This window comes from Noviherbaspirillum sp. (assembly GCF_035254685.1).
Classification (GTDB): Bacteria; Pseudomonadota; Gammaproteobacteria; order Burkholderiales; family Burkholderiaceae_D; genus Noviherbaspirillum.
Map to the genome: position 1 here is coordinate 88,641 of NZ_DATFAI010000035.1, position 21,587 is coordinate 110,227.

Genomic DNA, 21,587 nt, shown 5'->3' on the forward strand with positions numbered 1-21,587 from the left:
GCGCTGCGTTCATTGCACCACCCCGTACGGCTCATGCGGCGCAAGTGCTGCCACGTCTACCGGCATCGCTCCGCCCTGCGCGCAACGCAAGATGATTTCCAGATCGCGCAGCATGCGCCGCGCTTCGCAGTGAATCTGCCCGCGCTCCATGGCGTTCAGATCGCGCAACGCGCCCTTCCCCTTCTTCGCGTCGATCCCGGCCATGTGGCACACCATCTTTCGCGTTTTTTCGTCAAGGCGGTTCCAATGCGCCGCCCGTACCGCCTCTCGGTCAGTTTGCAGCAGCGCGTATGCCTGTTCGATGGCCGCATTGGCTGCCGCGTGAGAGAGTGCCGCCGCTTCGTCCTTGGATGCGATGCCCATGGATTACCCCTTGTGAGGAACCACTTGCCAGTCGAATGAACCGTAGAGAGCGCCGACGATCGTGCGGGCATGGTTTGCCGCGTCAGCGCAGGGGAAAGGAAAAGCGTGTTTCGGTGTGTGCGTCACCGCCAGTACGCGGAAATCGGAAGTCGCGTCCGACATCATCAAGCCCGTTGCGGCGCATTTGAGATTGAACGATCCGATTGCGGCAGCTTTTAGATTGAAAGCCGTTGCCTTGCTCATTTTGCACCCCGCTTCGGAAGGTTCTCGATAGCGACATCACAGCCTTGCCGCAATAGACCCTTAGCGAAGTCAAGCGCATCAATGATTGAATGCGTCGTGAGCTGCCTTTCTCTCGACTGAACCCCTAGCGCGAACACTTGATATTTTGCTTTTTTGTTACTTTTTGTAACTCTCATGACGGCCTCTTGGTCAATGGCTCCCGGTCGAATATGCCGTCAGGCAAAGGGGAAATGTTCGACCAAGAAGCACTTTCAGGACAGATTGCCTGACGGCACGTAGAAATATAGTCCCGTGATTGCTTGACCGTCAAGTGATAAAGTGACGGTTGCAGTCCGCTTGACTATGTTCTACGCTTCAACCATCCGACCAAGGAGCAATAAATGAATACAGCCGAATACCTTGACGCGTTGCGCGCCAAGCTTGATCTGCCGTCAGACTACGCCTTGCAAAAAGTTCTAGGCGTGACAAAACAACAAGTAAGCCGCTACCGCAAGGGGCATGATGTTTTCAGTGATGAAGTCGCTCTGAGAGTGGCGGAATTTCTTGGACGTCATCCCGGTCTAGTTATGCTTGATATGCACCGTGAGCGCGCCAAGACGCCAGAGAGCAAGGCTCTATGGCAGGAGATTTTCAAGGGTTTTCTACTGCTATTGCCGCGCGCTGATTGGGGCATGGTTCGATAACCTGCCCTGCTGCAATAGCTGAGAAATCAGCACCGGATTACCAAAATGTTTCTTATGTAAACTCATAGGCGTCGTTTGCGCCGTTGGGTGGACCAGTGTCGGAAACCATTTAAGCCTGCAAATCAGCAACTAGCTTGAAAAGCTAGAGAGTTGCCTGGCAATGTGATTGTGCGGCAAGGCCGCCCATGCCAATTGCATGCAGTCTTGCATCAAGCTGGCCAATTGCATCTTTTTCAGTCTGGGCAGGAACAGCCTGGCCTGATATTGCGTCTTGCTCGTGAACAGCTCCCTGCCGTTACTGTTAGATGGAAGTATGCCGATTGAAAGCTGCAACGGCTAGGCAGACCTTGGAGCACGCCTGGCCGTTCGCAAATGCAAGTGGGCCGCGATGCCGCGATGTACTGGCACATTGCAGTCATCGCGGCCGTTGCAGGTGCCTTACGCGGCGTGCTGCAGGAAACCGCGTCGCCCCGGCTCACGGTTCGGCGCAAATCCGTTTCTGGCCAAGGTTTCGTCGACGCCATTATAGTGGTCGCCGATCCGGTAAATACACCGAGCTTCCTCGCCGGTCGCCACGTCCCGGTAGAGCTCGCGTGCGATGCGCACCACCTGCTCGACCTGCCGGACGGAGCTGATGCGCTCGCCCTTTCGTCCCCATAAGGTGTCTTCGATACCCACACGAACGTGCAGGCCCATCGCGATCGCCATCGTATTGAGCGGCAGCACATGGCGGTCCAGGCTTTCGACGGTCAACACCGCGCCGTCCGGCACGCGATTGACGAACTCCATCAGGTTGCGCGGATTGGGCCCGTCCATGCCACCGGCAATTCCAACCCAGTTCAGAATGAGCGGACCGGTGTACTTGCCGCGCCGGATCATGCGTTCAACCGTCTCCAGTTGCCCGACGTCGCCCAGCATGAAATGCGGCTGGATCCCGGCGGCTTGCAGGCGTCGCAGATGCTCTTCGACGAATCCCGGGCCAGACGGAATGTACATCTCGCGGAATGCCTCGTACAAGGCAGGCTTGGCGCGGGAAGTTCCGGCCAGGTCTTCCGGTGTCTTCAACTCCATGACATTCATCTGGTTGGTGTTGATCGCGATCGTCACCTGGTCCGGCTTCGGATTCAGCTCGGCCAGCATGTGCCGCGTGTCGTCGTTGAGCCATTTGGCGGCTGCTCCTTCGGACTCGGGCGCGAATGAAATCGATCCGCCCACTTGCAGGATCATGTCCGGCACCGCCTCGCGCAGCCGCGCCAGCAATTCGTCGAACATGGACAGGCGCTTGGAACCCTTGCCGTCCGCTTCACGCACGTGCACGTGCAGCACGGTGGCGCCTGCGTTGTAGCAGTCGACGGCGAGCTGCACCTGTTCGTCCATGGTCACGGCAATGTCGTCGGCGTCGCCCGGCACATATTGCGGGCCGTAAGGCGCCACCTGGATGACAAGTTTCTCCTGGTTTTCGGGCAAAAGAGAATCGTCCAGAAAATGCATTTTTTCACTCCTCGTATCTGGTTGAAGCGGATCTGGCTGCGTTCTTGCAGCGCCTGTGTTTAGAAAGGCTTGTCGCCGACGATGGCGGCGCGCTCCATCTTGCGTTGAGCAGGCCAGTAGTCATGGACGGCGTAATGCTGGGTGCTGCGGTTGTCCCAGATGGCGACGCTGTTCGGGCGCCAGCGGAAGCGGACCTGGTATTCGGGGATAGCGGCCTGGCTGATCAGGTAGTTGAGCAGATGGCTCGCGCCGGGTGTCTTGTCCTGGCCGTAGCGGACATTCTCGGGCGTATGGAAGTTGGCGAAGTGCGTGGCGAAGCTGCACACATAAAGGATCTTCTCCCCGGTTTCCGGATGCGTGCGGACCACGGAGTGCTCGACCATCGGAAACTGTGCCGCCAGTTTTGCACGATCTTCCGTGCTCATGACTGCGCCAAAAGAGTGTTCGATGCTGTGCTTCGCACGCAGGCCGGCGATGCGGCTCTTGATGTCTTCCGGCAGCTTGTTGTAGGCCTCCGCCATATTCACCCAGATGGTGTCGCCGCCGACCGGCGAGCATTCGATGCAGCGCAGCACCGCTCCCATCGGCGGGCACACGCGCCAGGACGCGTCGGTGTGAAAGCTGTTCTCGTAGCTTTCCTTCTTGTCGCTTCGATAAATGCGCACGAGCCCTGGATGCTCCGGGTCGCTCCCGGCAATCGGATGGTCCTCGAGTTCGCCGAATTTCTTCGCAAAGGCGACATGCTCGGCCCGCGTCAGATCCTGGTCACGCAGGAACAGCACTTTATGCTTTAAGAGCAAGGACCGGATCTCGGCAAAGAGCACATCGTCACGCGACGCATCGCCCAGGCTGACACCGCTAAGTTCGGCGCCGATATGACAGGTAAGGGGTTCTACTCGCATTACGGTCTCCTCATGAATGCCACCGGCATCCATCAATTCACATTCGTTGAAAATGCCAGCGCAACAGTGGCTGGGGTGGAGATGATTGTCGTGCAGACAATCGACGGACGCTTGACCGGAGGCGCCGGAACTTTGCGTGCGGCGCCACATTTCGCTCTCCATCCCCCCAGTCATGGGGGAGTTGCGGAAAACGAGCCTCGCTAGAATCTGAATCAGTGGGCAGTGGGCAAATGTCAGATGCAGCAGGTGGATGCAAGCGACATGTCGCCACGTCCACATCAAGGCCATGTATCGCATTTCGAGGTAATCCATGCAGACTCTCGTTCGAAGCGCTTCCCTGACCAGGTATTTCTCACTTGCACCAGCGTTGGGTATTGATCCTGTTAGCATCGTTTCCCGTGCTGGCGTCGACCAGGCCTGCCTGCACGTGCCGGACCTACGGATTCCCGAGCGATGTCTTGCCGACGTCCTGGAGGCGTCTGCGAAGACGTCAAACTGCCAGGCCCTCGGGCTTCAGGTTGCGGAAACATGGCGGCTGTCGGACTTCGGCCCGCTCAGCCTGCTCCTGAAACATCAACCCACGCTGCGCCAGGTTCTGGTGGAGATTGAGGATTACCGCCATTTGCTGAGTGACTCGGTCATCGTGCAGGAGGAAGACTTCAATGAGATCGCCGTGGTGCGGGCCGGGCTGGTAACAGGCAGGCCGGATGCCGGACGGCAGGCGGTTGAACTGACGGTAGGCGTCTTGTTCAGCCTCATGCGCGCGATACTGGGACAAGGCTGGAAGCCGCGCAGCGTGCATTTATCCCATTCCGCGCCCGAAAACATGCGGATTCACCGTCGCGTGTTTGGCACGGACGTCGAGTTCGACTGCGAGTTTGACGGGATCGTGATCTCGCAACAGGATCTGGACCGGGTAAACCCTCTGGCTGATGCCACCCTCGCCCGCTATGCCAGGGGCTTTCTCGATCTCCAGCCACGAACGGGGCAGGACGCCGTTGGCGCAAACGTCCGTCGCACGATCCACCGACTCTTGCCAAAGGGAATCTTTGCCATCGAACAGGTGGGACAAAGCCTCGGCATGAGCCCGAGAACCATGCAAAGGCGCTTGATGGAGGCCGGAGAGAATTTCTCCTCTCTGGTCAACGAAGTGCGCTGCGAACTGGCGCAGCGCTACCTTGGCAACCAGCGCCACTCGGTTTCTCAGGTAGCCATGCTCCTGGGTTTTTCAGAGACAAGCGCCTTCTCACGCTGGTTCAGCGCCCAATTCGGCAGATCGCCGACGCGCTGGAGGAACGACGCTTTTGATTGCGCCGATCCCTGAATTGCGCCAAAACCCATGGGCGAATTTCAACATTGCCGAGAGGATTTTCAGCAACGGCCATCGGATAGTGGTTGTTCGATTTCCATCAAATACGAAAGCCATGGATGTTGCAAGCTTGGGACTTGTCGGATACGTACATGGCGCTGTGACCGACCGTGCCGGCATCCTGTTTCCGAATACCCCTCGGGGTCGAGCTTGCCTGGCAAGCAGAGTCAACCGGTAGGAGGAAGGATGAACAGATCCATCGCTCTTGGAGCCGCCATCATCGGAGGAATGGTTGCCTTCCGTGCGTTTTTGAAAGCGCCGGACCGCAGTCCCGGTTCGGCGCGTGGCCATCGGATGCTCCGCGTAATGGAGCGCATGATGGCGAGTCTTCCAGAAAACTCGCCGCCGAAACTGGTGATGTCCACGCTGCCGCGCGTGCGCGACCAGAATGAACAAATCATCACCATGCTTCACGAGCAGAACGCGCTCCTTCGCGAGCTTCTGCAAAGGCCGCATTAACCAGCGCCGGCAATCGTGAACGCTGTTCAGGCAGATCTCGCCGCTGAACACGCTGCTCACGAATGCCGGACTGCGTTTCATCTTCTCATGCGGTCGGCAGCTTGTAGCCCTTGAACTGTTCCCGGATCCTGTTCTTCAGGATCTTGCCAGTGGCGCCGATCGGCAGTGCCTCGACAAAAGCCACGTCGTCCGGCGTCCACCATTTTGCGATCTTGCCATCGTAGTGCCTGATCAATTCCTCCCTGCTGATATCGACGCCCGGCTTGCGGACGACGACGAGCAGCGGGCGTTCATCCCATTTCGGATGAAAGACACCGATGCAGGCAGCTTGCTGAACTGCCGGATGCGCCATTGCGATATTTTCCAGATCGATCGAACCAATCCACTCTCCCCCTGACTTGATCACGTCCTTGCTACGGTCCGTAATCTGCATGTAGCCATGCGGACTGATGGTGGCGACATCACCGGTCGGGAACCAGCCGTCCTGCAGCACGTCGCCCCCCTCCCCCTTGAAATAGCGCTCAATGATCCATGGCCCTCGCACCAGGAGGTTGCCATACGTTTCGCCGTCCCACGGCAGTTCCTTGCCATTGTCGTCGACGATCTTCATATCCACGCCGAAGATGGCGTGTCCCTGCTTCTCAAGCACGGCTTGCTTCTGCTCCTCGGGCAGGTCGAGATGGCGATTCTGCAGCGTGCAGGTCGTGCCCAACGGCGACATCTCCGTCATGCCCCATGCATGCACGACCTCCACGTCATACTCATGACGGAATTTGCTCATCATTGCAGGTGGGCAAGCGGCGCCGCCGATCACCGTACGCCTGAAGGTCGAGAACTTCAGCTTGTGCTGTTCAACGTAATTGAGCAAACCCAGCCAGACGGTCGGCACGCCCGCGGAAAAAGTGACTCTCTCCTGCTCGAACAGTTCATAGAGGGACTTGCCATCCAGCGCCGGGCCGGGGAAAACCAGTTTCGCGCCGACCATTGGCGCGGAATACGGCAGGCCCCAGGCGTTCACATGGAACATCGGAACGACCGGCAGTACCGCGTCGCGCGCCGATACATTCAGCGCATCCGGCATCACTGACGCAAGCGAGTGCAGCAGCGTCGAACGATGCGAATACAACGCGCCCTTCGGATTGCCGGTAGTGCCGGAGGTATAGCACAGGCTTGACGCGGAATTCTCGTCGAACTGCGGCCATGCATACTCATCGGAGTTCTGGTCGATCAGGTCTTCATAGCACATCAGGTTCGGCACACTGGTTTCTTGCGGCATGCCGTCGCGGTCGCACATCATGACGAATCCCTTGACCGTCTTGCATTGCCGCGCAAAACGCTCGACCAACGGCAGGAAAGTCATGTCGAAAAACAGATACTGGTCTTCCGCATGATTGGCAATGTAGGCAACCTGGTCAGGATGGAGACGGGGGTTGATGGTATGCATGACTGCGCCGGAACCGGAAATGGCATAGTACAGCTCGAGATGGCGATATCCGTTCCATGCCAGCGTGGCGACGCGGTCGCCCATTTGCACTCCCAGGCTTGCCAGCGCATTTGCCAGGCGCCGCGCGCGCCGATGGCAGTCGCGGTAGGTATAGCGATGGACGTCGCCCTCTACCCGGCGCGACACGATTTCAGCGTCACCGAAATAGCGGTCCGCAAATTGAATGATGTTCGAAATGAGCAAGGGCTGGCTCATCATCTGGCCCATCAACGGGCTCTTCGGATACTGCGACATGGAATACTCCCTATAGGTAATCAAGAAATGGTCTTGCGGGCCGGGCAGGGGCGACAAGCACGCTGGTTCGAGGGCGGGCGGCGCGGCAGCATTGTGATTGGTGCGCTTAATGAAGAAGTGTCAGGCCACCGAGGATCAGTGTCGCCAGAAACAAGGTTTCCGTCACCAGCAGCGCCACCGGGCGCCAGCCGAGCCTGGCCAGTTGCTGGAAGGAGGTCTTGACGCCGAGCGCTGAGATTGCGACGACGAGGCACCAGCGTGAAAGCGTGGACAATCCTTTGCCGAGCTCCTGCGAAATCATGCCCATGCTGTTGGCTACCATCAGTGCGCCAAATCCGACCAGGAACAGGGGCAGGATGGGCGGCTTTTCGCCCTCCCCGCCGCCCTGCTTGCGGAACAGCATCCCAAGGACGGCCACCACCGGCAGCAGCATTCCGACACGCAGCAGCTTGACGAATGTGGCCGCATCGCCGACTTCCGGAGAAATCATGTAGCCTGCCGCGACTACTTGTGCGACGTCATGGATGGTCCCGCCGATGAACACTGCGGCGTCATTCGGATTCAATCCGGCGATGTGCGCCAGCGTCGGATAGGCAATCATGGCCACGGTGGACAAGGTTGTCACGCCAACGACCGTGAACAAGGTGAAGCGGTGGTTATCTTCAGTGCGAGGCAGGACGGCGGAAATGGCGAGTGCGGCCGATGCGCCGCAGATCGCGACCGCGCCGCCGGTCAGGATTCCCTCCGCCAGCGGACGCCGCAGCAGGCGCGCGAGCAATACGCCAGACAGGATGGTCGATACCACGCCGCCGATTACCAGCAACACTGACGCCCCGCCGAGCGTCGAAATCTGCTCGAGGGTGATACGCGCGCCCAGCAACGCGACGCCGAAACGCATGACGTGACGCGAGGCAAAGTCGATGCCGTGCCGGATTTTCTCGGACGTTGCAGCGAAATTGAACGCCATGCCGAAGAACAGTGCGTACAACAGTTGCGGCCCGCCCTGGTGCTCGGCGATGAAGGTCGCGGCGAACGCGATCGTGATGGCGGTGATCAGACCGGGCCACAGGTTGGGAACGGCGTTCACATAGGTGACAACATACTGACGCATCGTATCTCTTTCAATGTATAAACGGGCCCTCGACGCCCTCGATTACTGGCGGGCCGCGCGCGGAAAAGGCATCCGGAAACGCAGCCCCTGCGCGGGCTTCTGCAAAAGGAAATGGGACAAGGCGGGAATCAGGATCAGTGCACCGATCATGTTCCACAGGAACATGAACGTCAGCAGGATGCCCATGTCAGCCTGGAACTTGATCGGTGACCATGCCCAGGTGACGACGCCCGCTGCGAGAGTGACGCCGACCAGCGCGACCACCTTGCCGGTGAACTGGATCGAACGCCTGTAGGCGAGTGCGAGCGGCACGCCGGCGCGCTGCTGGGCCAGCTGGATGCTGACGAGATAAAGCGCATAGTCAACACCGATGCCCACTCCCAGCGCAATGACAGGCAGGGTCGCCACCTTCACGCCGATGCCGAGCATCACCATCAAGGCTTCACACAATATCGAAGTGACGACAAGGGGCAGCACGGCCACCACGACGGCACGCCAGCTGCGGAATGTAACGAAGCACAGGAGGATGACGGCGCCATAAACATAGAAAAGCATGTGATGATTGGCTTCGCGGACCACGATGTTGGTTGCTGCCTCGATCCCCGCATTGCCTGCAGCCAGCAGGAACTGGCGGTCCGGCTCCGAATGCAGCGCGGCGAACCGGCTTGCTTCATCGACCACGCGGCCGAGCGTTTCCGCGCGATGGTCGGTGAGGTAGGCAATCACCGGCATGACCGAGCAGTCGTTGTTGAACAGGTCCGGATTATTCACGGATGCCTGCTGCGCGCCGTAATTCAGCACGTCCTGGTTGCGAGCCAACGTCAGCCATTTCGGGCTGCCCTCATTCGAGCCGGCGGTAATCTGGCGCACCGCGTTGCCGAGGAACATGGTGGTTTGCACGCCGGGCAGTTGCTGCAGATCCCAGGCAAGGCGGTCGGCTTCGACCAGGGTGCGGTAATTGAGACAGCCTTCCGCCGGCGTCTTGACGATGACGGCGAACTGGTCACTCGACAGCGAGTAGTTCCTCGCGATGTAGGCGTTGTCCCGGTTATAGCGCGAATCGGCACGCAGTTCGGGTGCTCCGGACTCAAGGTCGCCGATCTTCAGCTGCTGGCTGGTGATGAAGCCCAGGACGCACAGGACGGCCGATACGGCGATTGCCATGAGTGCCCAGCGACGCTGCGTAAACCGATCCAGCAGGTTCCAGATCGTGGCGAGGCCACTGCCGCCGACGTCTTCATTTTCCGCGCTTACGCAGCGGCCGGCGGCCGCCGCGCTTACCCCGGTATATGAAAGCAGCACGGGTAGCAGGATCAGGTTGGTGAAGATCAAAACAGCAACGCCGATGCTGGCGGTGAGCGCGAGGTCCTTGATCACGGGTATGTCGATCATCATCAGGACGGCGAACCCGACCGCATCGGCCAGCAGCGCGGTCATGCCCGCCAGGAAGAGACGGCGGAAGGTATAGCGCGCCGCCACTAGCCGATGCGTGCCGCGTCCGACATCCTGCATGATGCCGTTCATCTTCTGCGCGCCATGCGACACGCCGATGGCGAATATCAGGAATGGAACAAGGATGGAAAAGGGATCAAGTTCGAATCCGAGCAGGGCGACCAGACCGAGCTGCCACGCTACGGCCACCACGGAACACGCCACCACCAGCACGGTGCTGCGCAGGCAGCGCGTATAAAGGAAAATGACGGCAATCGCGATGAGCGCCGCCACCCCGAAATAAGTCATCACTTGCGTCAGGCCATCGATCAGGTCGCCGACGAGCTTGGCAAAACCGATGATGTGGATACGAATTCCTGATGCCGGATCTCCGGCAAATTTCGCGCGGATATTGTCCTCAAGCATACGGGACAATGCGCGGTAGTCGATCGGCTGGCCAGTCGTCGGATCCTTGTCCAGCAAGGGAACGAAGATCATGCTCGACTTGAAGTCGTTGCCAACGAAACGGCCAACGATGCCAGCACGGGCGATGTTGAGGCGAAGCTGTTCGATGGACTTCGGTGAACCGTCATAGGATTCGGGCATTACGGGACCACCACGGAATCCTTCCTCCGTCACTTCGGTCCACCGCACCGCCGGCGTCCACAGGGACTTCAGCCATGCGCGGTCCACGCCTGGCATGACGAATAGCTCGTCGTTGATCTTGCGCAGCGTGTCCTGGAATTTCGGATCGAAGATATCGCCCTTCTCGTTCTCGACGACGATGCGCAAGGCGTTGCCCAGGCCACGCAATTCCTTGCGGTTGTCGAGATAGTTCCGGATATAGGGGTGGCCCTGCGGAATCATTTTTTCGAAGCTGGCATTGAGCCTCAGCTTCATGACTGCGCCTGCTGCCAGCACGAGGGTGATCAGCGCACACAGTACTATCAGGGCGAGGCGGTGGTTGAAGATCAACCTCTCAAGCCCGCTGCCGGATTTCGGGTCGAAATCCGCGAGCGAACGAACAACCGGCATACGGTCCGTCAAATCTGTTGAGGCTGCCATCGCCTGTGTCTCCTGAAATGTTATTTGAAAGCCTGAATAGTGATTCCGCGGGTGCCGGCAATTACTGCGACGTTGCCTCCGATGCAGAGCGCGGCCGAGGCGGGCACTGCCTGTTCAAGCTTCGTGTGACGGAAATTCTCGCCCGCATCGTCGCTTGCCAGCACATGTCCAGACTGGCTTACCAGTATCAGCTGGCGGCCACCGCAGGACGCCGCGCCCGTGATTCCGTCCTGCAGCCCGGCCTCGATCTTGTGCCACTGCTTGCCGCCGTCGGTGCTACGAAATGCATTGCCGCGAAGACCATAGACGATCACCGCGTCATCGCTTCCGGCAAGTCCGAAAAAGGTGCCACCGTAGCCGGTATTCAGGGCAACGAAACGGTTGCGCGACTGGTCCAGCTTGAGGACGATGCCCTGCTCGCCGCTGATATACAGCTCTCCGGCCGCCTCCCGGATGGCATACAGGTGCAAGCGCTTCGGGTTTTCGGTGCGGTGGAACCAGGGCTCCCATGTCCTGCCACCGTCGGCAGTACGGAAGATGAGGTTGAAGGCGCCGACGATGAAGCCGGTGCTTTCGTTCGCGAACCAGACATCGAGGAACGAATTCTCGGCGCCCTGGCTGGCGATGCGGCGCGTCTCGTCGAGGAGTGCTGCCTCCGGAGACGTCAGTGATCCTTTCGCCGCGCGTTCCTCGTAGTACGACACCATCAGCTTGCCGACCGCGCGCCCGTCAAGCTGCTTCGTCCAACTAATGCCGCCGTCCTCGGAATGCAGCACGACGCCGTCATGCCCGACCGCCCATCCCTTCTGCGGCGTCGGGAAACTCACCGCGACAAGGTCCGCGCTGACGGGCACTTTTGCCTGGCGCCAGGAATTGCCCCCATCGTCCGAGAAGATGATGTGACCGCGCTGGCCGACGGCCACAAGGCGCTTGCCGGCGCGCGCTACCGCATTGAGCAGGGATCTGGATGCAAGTCGGCTGTCTTTCGCTGGCGTGTCGAGCACGTCGCGAAAAGGAGCCGCCCCCGCGACAAGCGGAAATGCTGCCAGGAGGGCGGCAAGCACCGACGTAAACCGTGGAAGATGAATGCTCTTCATCGTGCGCCTCAGCCGGGCCATCAGCGCAGGCCGCCGCCGGCAAGTGCGTCAGGCGACCACTCGCGGTCCGGCAACGCCTTGCCGAATCGCACACCACCGGTTTCGGCGCTGTGGCCGACCAGCGAGTAGACGCCGGCAACGAGATCGTAGAGGCCGTGGATGGTGGCCGATGGCGCAGGCACGTCGTAGCTCGGCGTGACATAGGCGAAACCGGCGCGGTACAGCTGGCCGCGCGCATCGTATTCATCGGATGCGACGGCGGCCCAGGAGTCTTCATCCAGGTAGAACGTGCGCTTGCTGTAGACGTGACGCTTGCCTTCGCGCAGCGTTGCTTCGACTACCCAGACGCGATGCAGCTCCCAGCGCACCACGTCCGGATTGATGAACTTCGGCTTGAGCAGTTCGTCCGCAGTAGCACGATAGGTCATGCGATAGTCGTTGTACGGCACGAAGACCTCGCGCTTGCCGATCAATTTGAAGTCGAAGCGGTCCATCGAGCCGTTGAACAGGAAGACATCATCGAAGGTGGTCGAGCCCGCGGTGCCGGGATTCGGCGTGTCGTGCGACAGGTCGGGCGCGACCTTCACGCGGCGCTGGCCGGGCAGGTAGAGCCATGCGCGGCGATCCTTGTCGGTGTAGTCGAGCGGATCGATGATCATCATCGACTCGCCAGCGCGGCGGGCCGGGCCGGTATAGGAGATGCGCTGCTTGTAGTAGACGCCCGAGCTGGCCTTTTCCTTGTCCCAGTACGGATACTCCTGCACGATGACACCCTCGGTCGAGAGCGAGGGGCGTCCCGACGCGTCGACGTTCCAGTTGCGATACTTGACGGTAAACGCCAGCCCATTGAAGCGCACCAGGTGGTTCCACATGGCTTCATAACCGGTCTTGGGAATCGGGAACGGGAACCCGGACTGGCAGCCTTCCATCGAGCGTCCGCCATTGGTGGTCTTGGCATTCACTGCACATTTGGCCGTGTTGTCTTCCACGAATTTCGGAAAGGCAGAGGTGCGATGCGTCTTGTAGACCTCGACCCGGTAGTCCGGATACTTCTTCATCAGAGCCTTGGTGCCCTCGGTCAGTTTGTCTGCATATTTTTCAGCGTTCTTTGCGTCGATGGAAAACAAGGGCTTTTCATCCGCAAAAGGATCGGGACGAACGCCGTCGCCGACCTTGAAGCCTGCTGGCGCGCTCGTCAGGCCGCCGGTGTATGCCGGAATTGCACCGTCCTTGCTGGCCGCTTTTTCGGCGCCCACCGCAGTCAGGCTCGTGCCAAGCTTCTTCGCTTCATCGGCTGGCACGCCGGCCACGGCAACGCTGGTCACCGCACCTGCAACCGCTGCAATCAAAATCGCTGTCTGGAATTGCATGTCTGTCTCCTTAGAATGATGTTTTCAAGGTCAGGCTCAGGAAGCCGCGGTCCTTGATAAGGACCGAGGACCCGTTCTGGCTAGTCACTACACCGGTGCCATCGTCCCGGTAGTGGCCCAGGTAGCCGATGTATTTCAGGTCGATACGGTATTTCTGGTAGATGTCGGCGCCGAGGCCGAGGCTGAAGTTGCCTGTCCCCTGATTGCCGCCGAAGGTGGTGGCCGCGTTGCCTTTCAAGCCCATGCCCGCGGTCAGGGGTGCGGAAAGGTCGACACCGGGAAGCACCTGGAACCAGGTCGGTGTGAAGGAGAGATTCAGCCCCACATAGTTTTTCGTCGCGCAGCCATCCCACTTGTCGCCGGCGCGCGTCCTTGCAGGAACGCCGAAGCGCACCGAGCAGTTGTAGCCGACCGCGTTGAACAGGCTGGCGCCGCTGCGCACCTTGTTCCAGTGACTCCAGACCAGCTCGCCCGCCCAGGTCGCGCTATCGAACAGCGGCGTGCGAGAAATGGAGCCCATGAGATTGACGAGGCCGTGCACGGTATCGCCGCGGGGGCCGGAAGTCTCGCCGGGCGCGGGAACGCCGGTGGCCGAGACATCGCCCAGGACCTTCGCCACCAGCGGTGTATTGCGGCGATAGGAAAGTTCGGCGCCCAGGCTGAGGCCGCCGATGTTTTTGGCCAGGCTGACGCCGAACAAATCGATATTGTCGGCGTAGACAAGGTTGTAGAAGCTGCTGCCGGCAAGCGGGAAGCCGCCGGCCAGGCGTTGCGAGGTGACAAGCGTTTGCGGGAGCTTGTCGGCATAGCGGCGGAGATAGAAGCCCAGCGTGCCGTCGAGCGCTTCCGGCGACCAGCGCGCGCTCAGGCCGAATTCTCCACTGTTTTTCGGGCGGACGGGATCGCCGCGCGTATACCCGAGCGGTCCCAGCAGGGGATGCGTGGCCTGGATGATTCGGTCGGGCCCGTTGAACGCAAAGTCGACCGGGCCGAGATAGGTGCCGCCTTCGGGATATCGATAGGGTTCCCACTGCAAGAAGTATTGCGCCGCCAGCGACAGGCTATCCGTCACCTGCGCCTGCGCAGAAATCTGGTTGAGTGGGCGGAACAGCTCTTTCGCCTCGGTGCCCGGGGTCGCAAATCCTTTTTGCAGGTCGAGCGGCATCTGTGCATAAGAAACGCTGTGCAGCGCACCGCCGAGGAAAAGCGATTCACCCCAGAAGACGGTGTGGCGGCCGGCCTTCAGTTTGACGGGAATATTGCCGGCGTCGAAGTTCGAGAATACAAATGCGTCGAGGATTTCTCCGGATGGGCCTGCGTAGTAGCGCTTTGTGTAACTGCTGTAGGTCTGGTTTACATAGCTCGGCTGGGCGGGATTGCCGAGAACGTCACGCAGGTTTGGATTGGCACGGCTGCGGCTGCCGTAGGCGCCGTCGTACCATGCCGCGGCACTGACGCGAAATCCCATGTCCTTCCTGAACACCACATCCAATTCGGACAACAGGTCAAGGCGGTTCGCCACCATGTCGCCTTTGTCGATGCTGTAGTCACCTTCGTCCGCGACATAGTAATTGCCGATGCGCGGGTCCCTGCCCTGGACGCGCAGCCCAGCGTTGTAACGGACGGTGTTGTCCCAGCGGACGGCGACGTCCGGGTTGCCGGTATCGAATTCGAACGCCATGGCGTTGCCCGCTGCAAGAAACGCAGTAGTGACGGCCACGGAAAGCGGACGCATGCGCATCGCATCAACCAGCGGTCTCCTCGTTTTCATTGTGTTGCCCTCTCTTGTAGGTTGGCTAAGGTATTTCAGTCTCCGAGAGCTCATTATCAGAACAAGACGACATCCCCCACCCCCCCATGATCGGGGGGTGAGAGTGAGAGGATGGGGGGTGTTGTGCCGCAAGGAAAAACGGCAGAATGGGCGAGGATTGGTGATAACGGCTTGAAGCCGGCTTGTCAGGACATGACAGAGCCGTAGGCCGGCGTGCGGCACGATATCAATGGATATTTATATATGTCGATCGCCTGGCGCACCAACTCACGGAGCGACAGGGTCGGCTGTGGAATTTTCGGCTTACTGCCTGAACCGACGGAAATCCGGTATCAATCGAGGCCTTCCAGCAGGCCGAGGAGTTGTGCACGTCGCACAACATGTTTGCGCGTGCCGGCATCAAGTTTGCCGAACAGGTTCTTGAGGTGCCACTTGACGGTTTCCTCTCCCACCTCCATCGCATGCGCGATTTCCTTGTTCGAGAGATTGCGCGCAAGATGCTCCAGCACTTCGCGTTCTTTCGGCGTCAGCACCATGCTTGGTACGGCACGCGGCGCGCTTGCAGGGGGCTTGGGCACCGGGCGTGCAATGCGGGGCATCGGTAGCCGGATACCGGCTCCGCTCTCACCAGCTACGCGTTGCACCCAGTCCCCAAGGGCGGGATGGGCGTCCACAAAAATGCGGGACAGCCCGAAGGTCTGCGCGAGGTTCATGGCCTCAATCAGCAAGGAATGTCCATTCTCGCCCTTGCGCTCCATGACGAAGGCGCGCAGCGCCATGATTTCAATGCGCCAGCGGCCGAGTTTCATCGTTTCCGCCGACGGGGCGACCTGCAGCAGTGCTTCGCCAGCCCGCTGCCACTCTTGCGCGGCGATCCATGCATGGGCATGAGCAAGCCATTGCAGGAGTTGCATTCCGCGCTGCCACAATGGGCCTTTTGATGCCAGGTTTTCGGCCATGATTTCGTCGACGCGCTGAACCAGCACGCGACAGGTTTCAACCCGATAGCGTCCTGCATGCATGCGGATCTGTTCGGCCAGGCTTGCCACGCACAGCCGTGGCAGGCCGCGCGCGACGCCGACGGCATGCATGAGTTCGAGCAGGTCAAGCGCACGGTGTTCGATACCGCGTGCCGCGGCGATGCGGGCGGCGGTCCTGTAACCGAGCATGACAGCTTCCGGCGTGCCGGCACGTTCCAGCACGTCGAGCCGGTTGGCCAGCAGTTCCGCCGCTTCATCCAGGCGGTCGCGTTCATACACGGCCGTCGCGAGCATCGATGCAATCATGCAGGACAGGGGATGGCGACGACCGAGGTCGGCGTCCGCGCTTGCGAGCGCAGGGCGCAGTACCTCTTCACCAAGCAGCACCTGCCCTTCCCACAGATAACTAAGGCCCATCTTGAAGTTGGCCCAGCGCACGCCGTAGCCGTAGGCCTGTGCGAAGTCGGATGCGGCCGCCATCTGGATATGACGGCGCGCGCCCGCGGGATCCCCGGTTATCAAGGACATGGCGGACAGACGGTTGGCGTGCATCTGAAGAAAGCGCGGCTCGCGCGAAGGCGGCGCCGCTGCCCATGGCGCAAACAAGGCAACGCAGCGGTCTGGATCATCGGCGTAATACGCAGCGCCGCTGCCGATCAGCGCGCATTCGTAGCGCAACTCGGCATCGGCATCCGGATTCTCGAGCAAGCGGCGTACAAGTGCATCGGCTTCGGCCGGGCGCTCACTGAGGGCCAAGGCCCAGGCGGCGGCGAGGCGCAGGCGAGGCCGTTTGTCGAGCTCCGTCGTGGGCAGGAGCTCGAGCCAGCCGAGTACAGTTTCCTGGTGCCCCTGTGTGACGGCGTCATAGAGAGATTGCTCCGCAAGGTCGTAGGCGATCTCGTGCTGTCCGGATGCATGGGCATGGCGCGCCGCCTCCTGGAGCATGCCGTGATCGGCAAGCCAGTGCAGCGCGCGCAAGTGGAGCTCGAGGCGCTCCGGCTCCGGCAGCTTCGCCAGGCGCGTGCGCAACGCGTCGCGAGCGAGGTTGTGCAGGCGCCCCCATTCGCTTTCGTCGCCCACCACGAACAAGGGCGTGTCACGGATCAGGCGAGCAAGGCGTTCCGGCGCGTCGTCGAGTCCGGTCAACGCGCGGCACAGATCCGGGTGAATCAGGTTAACCGCGGAGATCCGGATAAGGAAATCAGCGTCCTCGCCGGTCAGGTTAGCCAGCAGCCCTCCTACAAAATTCTCGCCGCGACCGCCAACACCTGCGGAAACGGCCGCGATGGCCGCACGCGGATCATTGGTACGCTCCATCGCGGCCATCACGATCTGCAGTCCGAGCGGCCAGCCTTCCGTCGCTTCATGCACACGCGCTGCCATGTCGGCGTCGACCTTCGCGCCAAAGCGGCCGCGCACGAGCGCCATGGTCTCGTCGAGGTGGAAACGCAGCTGTTCCGGTCCAAGCGACAGCGAGTGTCCGTAATTCAGTAGATCAGCTACTGCGGTATCGATGCGACTGCGTGCGCCAACGATAACGCGCAGGTTCGATGTCGTGTTGTGCAGCAGATAGGTCAGCGCCGAAAAGTTGACCGGAGATAATCGCTCCGCTTCGTCGACGATCAGGATCAGGTCCAGAGACGATTGCGTCACCTCGGCCAGCCATGCCGTGATACCCGCGATTTCATCCGCGTTGGAGCCGGAGCCTTCCAGCAGCAGGCGGCCGAATGCCGGCCGGCCGCAACCGGACCGTACGGCAAGCACCAGGCAATGCAGGAAGCGTCGTGGATCGTCACTGTCGTCTGCTGTCACCCACGCCACTGCGGCGCCGCGCGCCAGGTACTCGCGCCGCCACTGGCCCAGCAGCGAGGTCTTTCCAAAGCCGGGCGGGGCTTGCACGACGATGACGGAATGCTCCCGGAACCTTTCATCCTCGAGGCTGAGACGCGGACGCGCGAGCTGATGCCGGGACGCGCGCGGCGGCGTGGTCCGGAGCACAAGCTCAGCGTATTTGGATGCGTTGTCGATCACAGCGGAAGCCATCAAAAAATCCCGGAAGGGATCATCTACAGTCTATTGCAGGTTTGCCAAAAGGGAATGCGCGCTTGCGTCTGTTACCTGCCGTCGCCCTTTTCCGGCATCCGATCGCAGCATATAAGCAGGCGATTATGTCAGCCCCCCCTTTTTCGAGGGGGGCTTCGCCCAGATCCATGCCCTACGATTTGTGCAACACCACGGCAAGAAATCAAAGGAGTGGAATGAAGTTCATCGAAGTTTGCGCGCTCAAGGACATCCCGCCAGGGACTTCTCGTGCAGTGCGCGCCGGGGCAGCAGATGTGGCGATTTTTAACATGGATGGCGCGCTGCATGCAATGGAAAATTCCTGCCTGCATGCCGGCGCCTCCCTGGCCGGCGGCACCCTGTGCGGCAACGTCGTGAGCTGTCCGGCCCACGGCTGGCGCTACAACGTGACGACGGGCGCCCTGGTCGTTGCTCCTGCCATGCGTGTGAGGACCTTCCCGGTCGAGGTGAATGACGGCAAGGTCATGGTTGGGATGGACGCATGACAACATTTCGCGCCCCATTATTCTTGTAGGAGTCACCATGTATCGCCACTTGCTCGTTCCGATCGACAACACCGATCTTTCCATTGCGACAATCGGACAGGCCGTCGAATTTGCCCGCACCCTCGGCGCGCGCATCACCTTTTTCCATGCGCAAACCAATCATGTGTCGTTGCTGCATGGCGATGCGGAGATCGTCCGGTTGGTGTCTCCTGCCGACTTCAGCTACAACTTTGAAGGCCGTGCCCGCGAGCTGCTGACGAAAGCCGAGTCGGCGGCCCGCGCGCAAGGCGTGCCCTGCACCACCGCCACGGCCGTCAGCGATTCGCCTTACTCGGCCATTCTCGAGGCGGCCAAGGCGGAGGATTGCGACCTGATCTTCATGGCATCCCACGGGCGGCGCAGCAGGGTCGGCATGGTGCTGGATTCGCAAACACTGCGCGTCTTGATCAACACTGAAATTCCGGTCCTGGTCTCGGCCACGACCTGCCCTCCGATCCCTGCCGTCACCATCGGCACCATCCGCGACGAACACCGTTCGCTCGCCGCAGTCCTGCACGCCTGGATGCATCTGCTGAGGGAGCCGGCAACACCGGGGGCCTCCGACGGCATGGAGCTGATGAAGGCAATGCTGTACTACATCCAGGCCTTCCCGCTGGAGCTGCACCATCCGAAAGAGCAGGAGTACCTGTTCAGGAAGCTGCGCAAGCGCACGTCGTCCGTCAACGCCGAGCTGGACGAGCTGGAACGCCAGCATGAGCGAGACCACCAGCTGGTGGACGAACTTGCCGTTCTGCTGCGCGAGTATGAAGCAGGCAACACCGGGCGGGGTGAACTGGAAAAGGCGGTTTCTGCCTATGCCACCTTCATGTGGGAACACATGGGGCGCGAGGAAGGCGTGATCCTGCCTGCCGCGCAACGCTGTCTGACCGATGAAGACTGGGAGGAAATCAATGCCGCGTTCTGCGACCACGAAGATCCGCGCTTCGGCGGCGATACGGACGCGCAATTCCGGCGCCTGTTTTCCAGGATCGTGAACCTGGCACCTTCTTCAAACACCTGAGCGTCATTGAACAACGATATACAAGGAGAACATTTTGGAAAAAGCGATTCGCTTCCGCGAAACCGGCGGCCCGGACGTCCTGCGTTATGAGAACGTCGAGGTGGGCGAACCCGGCGCAGGTGAAGTCCGCCTGCGCCATGTGGCGGTAGGCCTGAACTTTGCCGACACCTATTTCCGCAATGGCACCTATCCGATTCCTCTGCCCGCCGGCATGGGCGTCGAAGCAGCCGGCGTGGTTGAAGCTGTCGGGCCGGGCGTCACCAATGTCGCTGTCGGCGACCGCGTGACTTATACCGGTTTTCTCAACACCCTTGGCGCATACAGTACCGCTCGCCTCATTGCCGCCGATCCCTTGATCAAACTGCCCGAAGCGATCAGTTGCGAAACCGCCGCTGCAATGACCATGCGTGGCCTGACCTCGGCTTACCTGCTGCGCCGTATTTATCCGTTCCATGCGGGCGACAGCATTCTGCTGCACGCGGCCGCCGGCGGTGTTGGCCTCATCGTCTCGCAATGGGCGAAGTTGCTGGGCCTGCGCGTAATCGGCACGGTATCGAGCGAAGAGAAGGCGGCAGTCGCACGTGCGCACGGATGCGATGAAGTCATCAACTACAGCCATGAAGACGTCGCGAAGCGGGTCCGCGAACTGACCGATGGCGTTGGTGTGTCCGTTGTCTTTGACAGCGTTGGCAAGAACACTTTCATGGCATCGCTGGATTCGCTCAAGCGCCGCGGCCTCATGGTCTGCGTCGGCACTGCCTCGGGCACGATACCGCCTTTCGATCCGCAGATCCTCGCCAGGAAGGGATCACTTTTCCTGACGCGACCGGCCCTTGCCGATTACATTGCCGACCCCGCGGAAAAAGCCGAGCTCGCCGCCGAAGTGTTCGGCCATGTCGCTGCGGGTCGCATCAGGATTGAAATCAATCAACGTTATGCACTGGAAGAGGCAGTGCAGGCACACCAGGACCTGGAATCGCGCAAGACGACAGGATCATCCGTTTTTGTCATCTGAGGAGACAGCAGAAAATGAGAATAGAACAACTGACATGCAATATCGGCGCCGAACTGGTTGGCGTCAACCTGGCCGACGCGGTGCACGATGATGGCTTGTTCAAGGAGATCAAGAACGCCTTGCTCAAGCACAAGGTGCTGTTCTTGCGTGACCAGGAGATCAGCCGTGCTGACCATGTTGCCTTTGCCGAGCGATTCGGCAAGCTGGAAGATCACCCGGTCGCCGGCAGCCATCCGGAATATCCCGGCCTGGTCCAGATCTACAAGTCGCCGGATACGCCGATCGATCGTTACGAGAACGCCTGGCATACCGATGCCACATGGCGTGAAGCACCGCCCATGGGATGTGTACTGCGCTGCGTGGAGTGCCCGGACGTCGGCGGGGACACGATGTGGGCCAACATGGTCACCGCTTACGAAATGCTGCCCGCGCACGTGAAGGAACAGATCGCTGGCCTGCGTGCCCGCCACAGCATCGAAGCCAGTTTCGGCGCCGCGATGCCGATCGAAAAACGCCTCGCATTGAAAGCGCAATATCCGGATGCCGAGCACCCGGTCGTGCGCACACATCCGGAAACCGGAGAAAAAGTCCTGTTCGTGAATGCCTTCACCACGCACTTCACCAATTTCCATACGAAGGAGCATGTGCGCTTCGGACAGGATGCAAGCCCGGGATCGTCCATGCTCCTGAACTATCTCATCAGCCAGGCATTTATCCCGGAGTACCAGGTGCGCTGGCGCTGGAAGAAAAACAGCATGGCCATCTGGGACAACCGTTCCACTCAGCACTACGCCGTGATGGACTATCCGCCCTGCCATCGCAAGATGGAGCGTGCAGGCATCATCGGCGACACGACATTCTGACCCTTCACC

Annotated in this window: 18 protein-coding genes; 7 read left to right on the forward strand and 11 right to left on the reverse strand. The window is 60.4% G+C overall.

Annotated features, from left to right (window positions below):
- Nucleotides 1-9: 9 nt before the first annotated feature.
- Together VJ698_RS15790 and VJ698_RS15795 are read right to left on the reverse strand one after the other, a co-directional pair.
- Nucleotides 10-363, reverse strand: a complete 354-nt coding sequence (locus tag VJ698_RS15790; protein WP_324103742.1) for a hypothetical protein — start codon at nucleotides 361-363, stop codon at nucleotides 10-12.
- 3 nt (nucleotides 364-366) lie between these two features.
- The gene (locus VJ698_RS15795; RefSeq protein WP_324103743.1) at nucleotides 367-606 is read right to left on the reverse strand and encodes a hypothetical protein; all 240 of its coding nucleotides are present in this window, start codon (nucleotides 604-606) and stop codon (nucleotides 367-369) included.
- Nucleotides 607-986: 380 nt separating this feature from the next.
- Between VJ698_RS15795 and VJ698_RS15800 the strand changes: the two genes are divergently transcribed.
- Entirely contained in the window at nucleotides 987-1,289 is a 303-nt protein-coding gene (locus VJ698_RS15800; protein ID WP_324103744.1) for a helix-turn-helix domain-containing protein, read from the forward strand.
- Nucleotides 1,290-1,727: 438 nt separating this feature from the next.
- Here VJ698_RS15800 and VJ698_RS15805 read toward each other — a convergent pair whose 3' ends face one another.
- Nucleotides 1,728-2,780, reverse strand: coding sequence for a 3-keto-5-aminohexanoate cleavage protein (locus tag VJ698_RS15805; RefSeq protein ID WP_324103745.1), 1,053 nt, complete (start codon nucleotides 2,778-2,780; stop codon nucleotides 1,728-1,730).
- A gap of 59 nt (nucleotides 2,781-2,839) precedes the next feature.
- Nucleotides 2,840-3,682 (reverse strand): TauD/TfdA dioxygenase family protein, encoded by an 843-nt coding sequence (locus VJ698_RS15810; RefSeq protein ID WP_324103770.1) that lies wholly within the window; start codon nucleotides 3,680-3,682, stop codon nucleotides 2,840-2,842.
- A 310-nt stretch (nucleotides 3,683-3,992) separates the two neighbouring features.
- Here VJ698_RS15810 and VJ698_RS15815 point away from each other — a divergent pair, with 310 nt between their 5' ends.
- On the forward strand, nucleotides 3,993-5,006 hold the full coding sequence (locus tag VJ698_RS15815) for an AraC family transcriptional regulator (RefSeq protein WP_324103746.1): 1,014 nt from the start codon (nucleotides 3,993-3,995) through the stop codon (nucleotides 5,004-5,006).
- Between the two features lie 231 nt (nucleotides 5,007-5,237).
- Complete coding sequence (locus VJ698_RS15820) at nucleotides 5,238-5,510, forward strand: hypothetical protein (protein ID WP_324103747.1); 273 nt, start codon at nucleotides 5,238-5,240, stop codon at nucleotides 5,508-5,510.
- Between the two features lie 85 nt (nucleotides 5,511-5,595).
- Here VJ698_RS15820 and VJ698_RS15825 read toward each other — a convergent pair whose 3' ends face one another.
- The 7 genes from VJ698_RS15825 to VJ698_RS15855 all read right to left on the reverse strand — a co-directional run bounded on the left by VJ698_RS15825 (nucleotide 5,596) and on the right by VJ698_RS15855 (nucleotide 18,116).
- A complete protein-coding gene (locus VJ698_RS15825; RefSeq protein WP_324103748.1) occupies nucleotides 5,596-7,248 on the reverse strand; it encodes a 3-(methylthio)propionyl-CoA ligase in 1,653 nt (550 codons plus the stop codon).
- 106 nt (nucleotides 7,249-7,354) lie between these two features.
- Nucleotides 7,355-8,359: a YeiH family protein gene (locus VJ698_RS15830; RefSeq protein WP_324103749.1), complete on the reverse strand. Its 1,005-nt coding sequence runs from the start codon at nucleotides 8,357-8,359 to the stop codon at nucleotides 7,355-7,357.
- Between the two features lie 42 nt (nucleotides 8,360-8,401).
- Nucleotides 8,402-10,855: an efflux RND transporter permease subunit gene (locus tag VJ698_RS15835; RefSeq protein ID WP_324103750.1), complete on the reverse strand. Its 2,454-nt coding sequence runs from the start codon at nucleotides 10,853-10,855 to the stop codon at nucleotides 8,402-8,404.
- A 20-nt stretch (nucleotides 10,856-10,875) separates the two neighbouring features.
- On the reverse strand, nucleotides 10,876-11,952 hold the full coding sequence (locus VJ698_RS15840) for a WD40/YVTN/BNR-like repeat-containing protein (protein ID WP_324103751.1): 1,077 nt from the start codon (nucleotides 11,950-11,952) through the stop codon (nucleotides 10,876-10,878).
- Between the two features lie 20 nt (nucleotides 11,953-11,972).
- A complete protein-coding gene (locus VJ698_RS15845) occupies nucleotides 11,973-13,322 on the reverse strand; it encodes a DUF1329 domain-containing protein (protein WP_324103752.1) in 1,350 nt (449 codons plus the stop codon).
- Between the two features lie 10 nt (nucleotides 13,323-13,332).
- Complete coding sequence (locus tag VJ698_RS15850; RefSeq protein ID WP_324103753.1) at nucleotides 13,333-15,093, reverse strand: DUF1302 domain-containing protein; 1,761 nt, start codon at nucleotides 15,091-15,093, stop codon at nucleotides 13,333-13,335.
- A gap of 332 nt (nucleotides 15,094-15,425) precedes the next feature.
- Nucleotides 15,426-18,116, reverse strand: a complete 2,691-nt coding sequence (locus VJ698_RS15855; RefSeq protein ID WP_324103754.1) for a helix-turn-helix transcriptional regulator — start codon at nucleotides 18,114-18,116, stop codon at nucleotides 15,426-15,428.
- A 215-nt stretch (nucleotides 18,117-18,331) separates the two neighbouring features.
- On the opposite strand from VJ698_RS15855, the gene VJ698_RS15860 reads away from it, so the two are divergent.
- From VJ698_RS15860 to VJ698_RS15875, 4 genes are read left to right on the forward strand one after another with little or no spacing between them, the layout of a single operon-like run.
- Nucleotides 18,332-18,640, forward strand: a complete 309-nt coding sequence (locus VJ698_RS15860; protein ID WP_324103755.1) for a Rieske (2Fe-2S) protein — start codon at nucleotides 18,332-18,334, stop codon at nucleotides 18,638-18,640.
- Between the two features lie 37 nt (nucleotides 18,641-18,677).
- Nucleotides 18,678-19,700: a universal stress protein gene (locus tag VJ698_RS15865; RefSeq protein WP_324103756.1), complete on the forward strand. Its 1,023-nt coding sequence runs from the start codon at nucleotides 18,678-18,680 to the stop codon at nucleotides 19,698-19,700.
- Nucleotides 19,701-19,734: 34 nt separating this feature from the next.
- Entirely contained in the window at nucleotides 19,735-20,715 is a 981-nt protein-coding gene (locus tag VJ698_RS15870) for a quinone oxidoreductase (RefSeq protein ID WP_324103757.1), read from the forward strand.
- A 14-nt stretch (nucleotides 20,716-20,729) separates the two neighbouring features.
- Nucleotides 20,730-21,578 carry a TauD/TfdA dioxygenase family protein gene (locus VJ698_RS15875; RefSeq protein ID WP_324103758.1) on the forward strand — a complete coding sequence of 283 codons (849 nt, stop codon included), beginning with the start codon at nucleotides 20,730-20,732 and terminating at the stop codon, nucleotides 21,576-21,578.
- Nucleotides 21,579-21,587 lie beyond the last annotated feature (9 nt).

What these genes read in the sequence shown, in the direction of transcription:
- VJ698_RS15790 (WP_324103742.1), bottom strand. Translation starts at nt 363, where the DNA reads ATGGGCATCGCATCCAAGGACGAAGCGGCGGCACTCTCTCACGCGGCA.
- VJ698_RS15795 (WP_324103743.1), bottom strand. Translation starts at nt 606, where the DNA reads ATGAGCAAGGCAACGGCTTTCAATCTAAAAGCTGCCGCAATCGGATCG.
- VJ698_RS15800 (WP_324103744.1), top strand. Translation starts at nt 987, where the DNA reads ATGAATACAGCCGAATACCTTGACGCGTTGCGCGCCAAGCTTGATCTG.
- VJ698_RS15805 (WP_324103745.1), bottom strand. Translation starts at nt 2,780, where the DNA reads ATGCATTTTCTGGACGATTCTCTTTTGCCCGAAAACCAGGAGAAACTT.
- VJ698_RS15810 (WP_324103770.1), bottom strand. Translation starts at nt 3,682, where the DNA reads ATGCGAGTAGAACCCCTTACCTGTCATATCGGCGCCGAACTTAGCGGT.
- VJ698_RS15815 (WP_324103746.1), top strand. Translation starts at nt 3,993, where the DNA reads ATGCAGACTCTCGTTCGAAGCGCTTCCCTGACCAGGTATTTCTCACTT.
- VJ698_RS15820 (WP_324103747.1), top strand. Translation starts at nt 5,238, where the DNA reads ATGAACAGATCCATCGCTCTTGGAGCCGCCATCATCGGAGGAATGGTT.
- VJ698_RS15825 (WP_324103748.1), bottom strand. Translation starts at nt 7,248, where the DNA reads ATGTCGCAGTATCCGAAGAGCCCGTTGATGGGCCAGATGATGAGCCAG.
- VJ698_RS15830 (WP_324103749.1), bottom strand. Translation starts at nt 8,359, where the DNA reads ATGCGTCAGTATGTTGTCACCTATGTGAACGCCGTTCCCAACCTGTGG.
- VJ698_RS15835 (WP_324103750.1), bottom strand. Translation starts at nt 10,855, where the DNA reads ATGGCAGCCTCAACAGATTTGACGGACCGTATGCCGGTTGTTCGTTCG.
- VJ698_RS15840 (WP_324103751.1), bottom strand. Translation starts at nt 11,952, where the DNA reads ATGAAGAGCATTCATCTTCCACGGTTTACGTCGGTGCTTGCCGCCCTC.
- VJ698_RS15845 (WP_324103752.1), bottom strand. Translation starts at nt 13,322, where the DNA reads ATGCAATTCCAGACAGCGATTTTGATTGCAGCGGTTGCAGGTGCGGTG.
- VJ698_RS15850 (WP_324103753.1), bottom strand. Translation starts at nt 15,093, where the DNA reads ATGAAAACGAGGAGACCGCTGGTTGATGCGATGCGCATGCGTCCGCTT.
- VJ698_RS15855 (WP_324103754.1), bottom strand. Translation starts at nt 18,116, where the DNA reads ATGGCTTCCGCTGTGATCGACAACGCATCCAAATACGCTGAGCTTGTG.
- VJ698_RS15860 (WP_324103755.1), top strand. Translation starts at nt 18,332, where the DNA reads ATGAAGTTCATCGAAGTTTGCGCGCTCAAGGACATCCCGCCAGGGACT.
- VJ698_RS15865 (WP_324103756.1), top strand. Translation starts at nt 18,678, where the DNA reads ATGTATCGCCACTTGCTCGTTCCGATCGACAACACCGATCTTTCCATT.
- VJ698_RS15875 (WP_324103758.1), top strand. Translation starts at nt 20,730, where the DNA reads ATGAGAATAGAACAACTGACATGCAATATCGGCGCCGAACTGGTTGGC.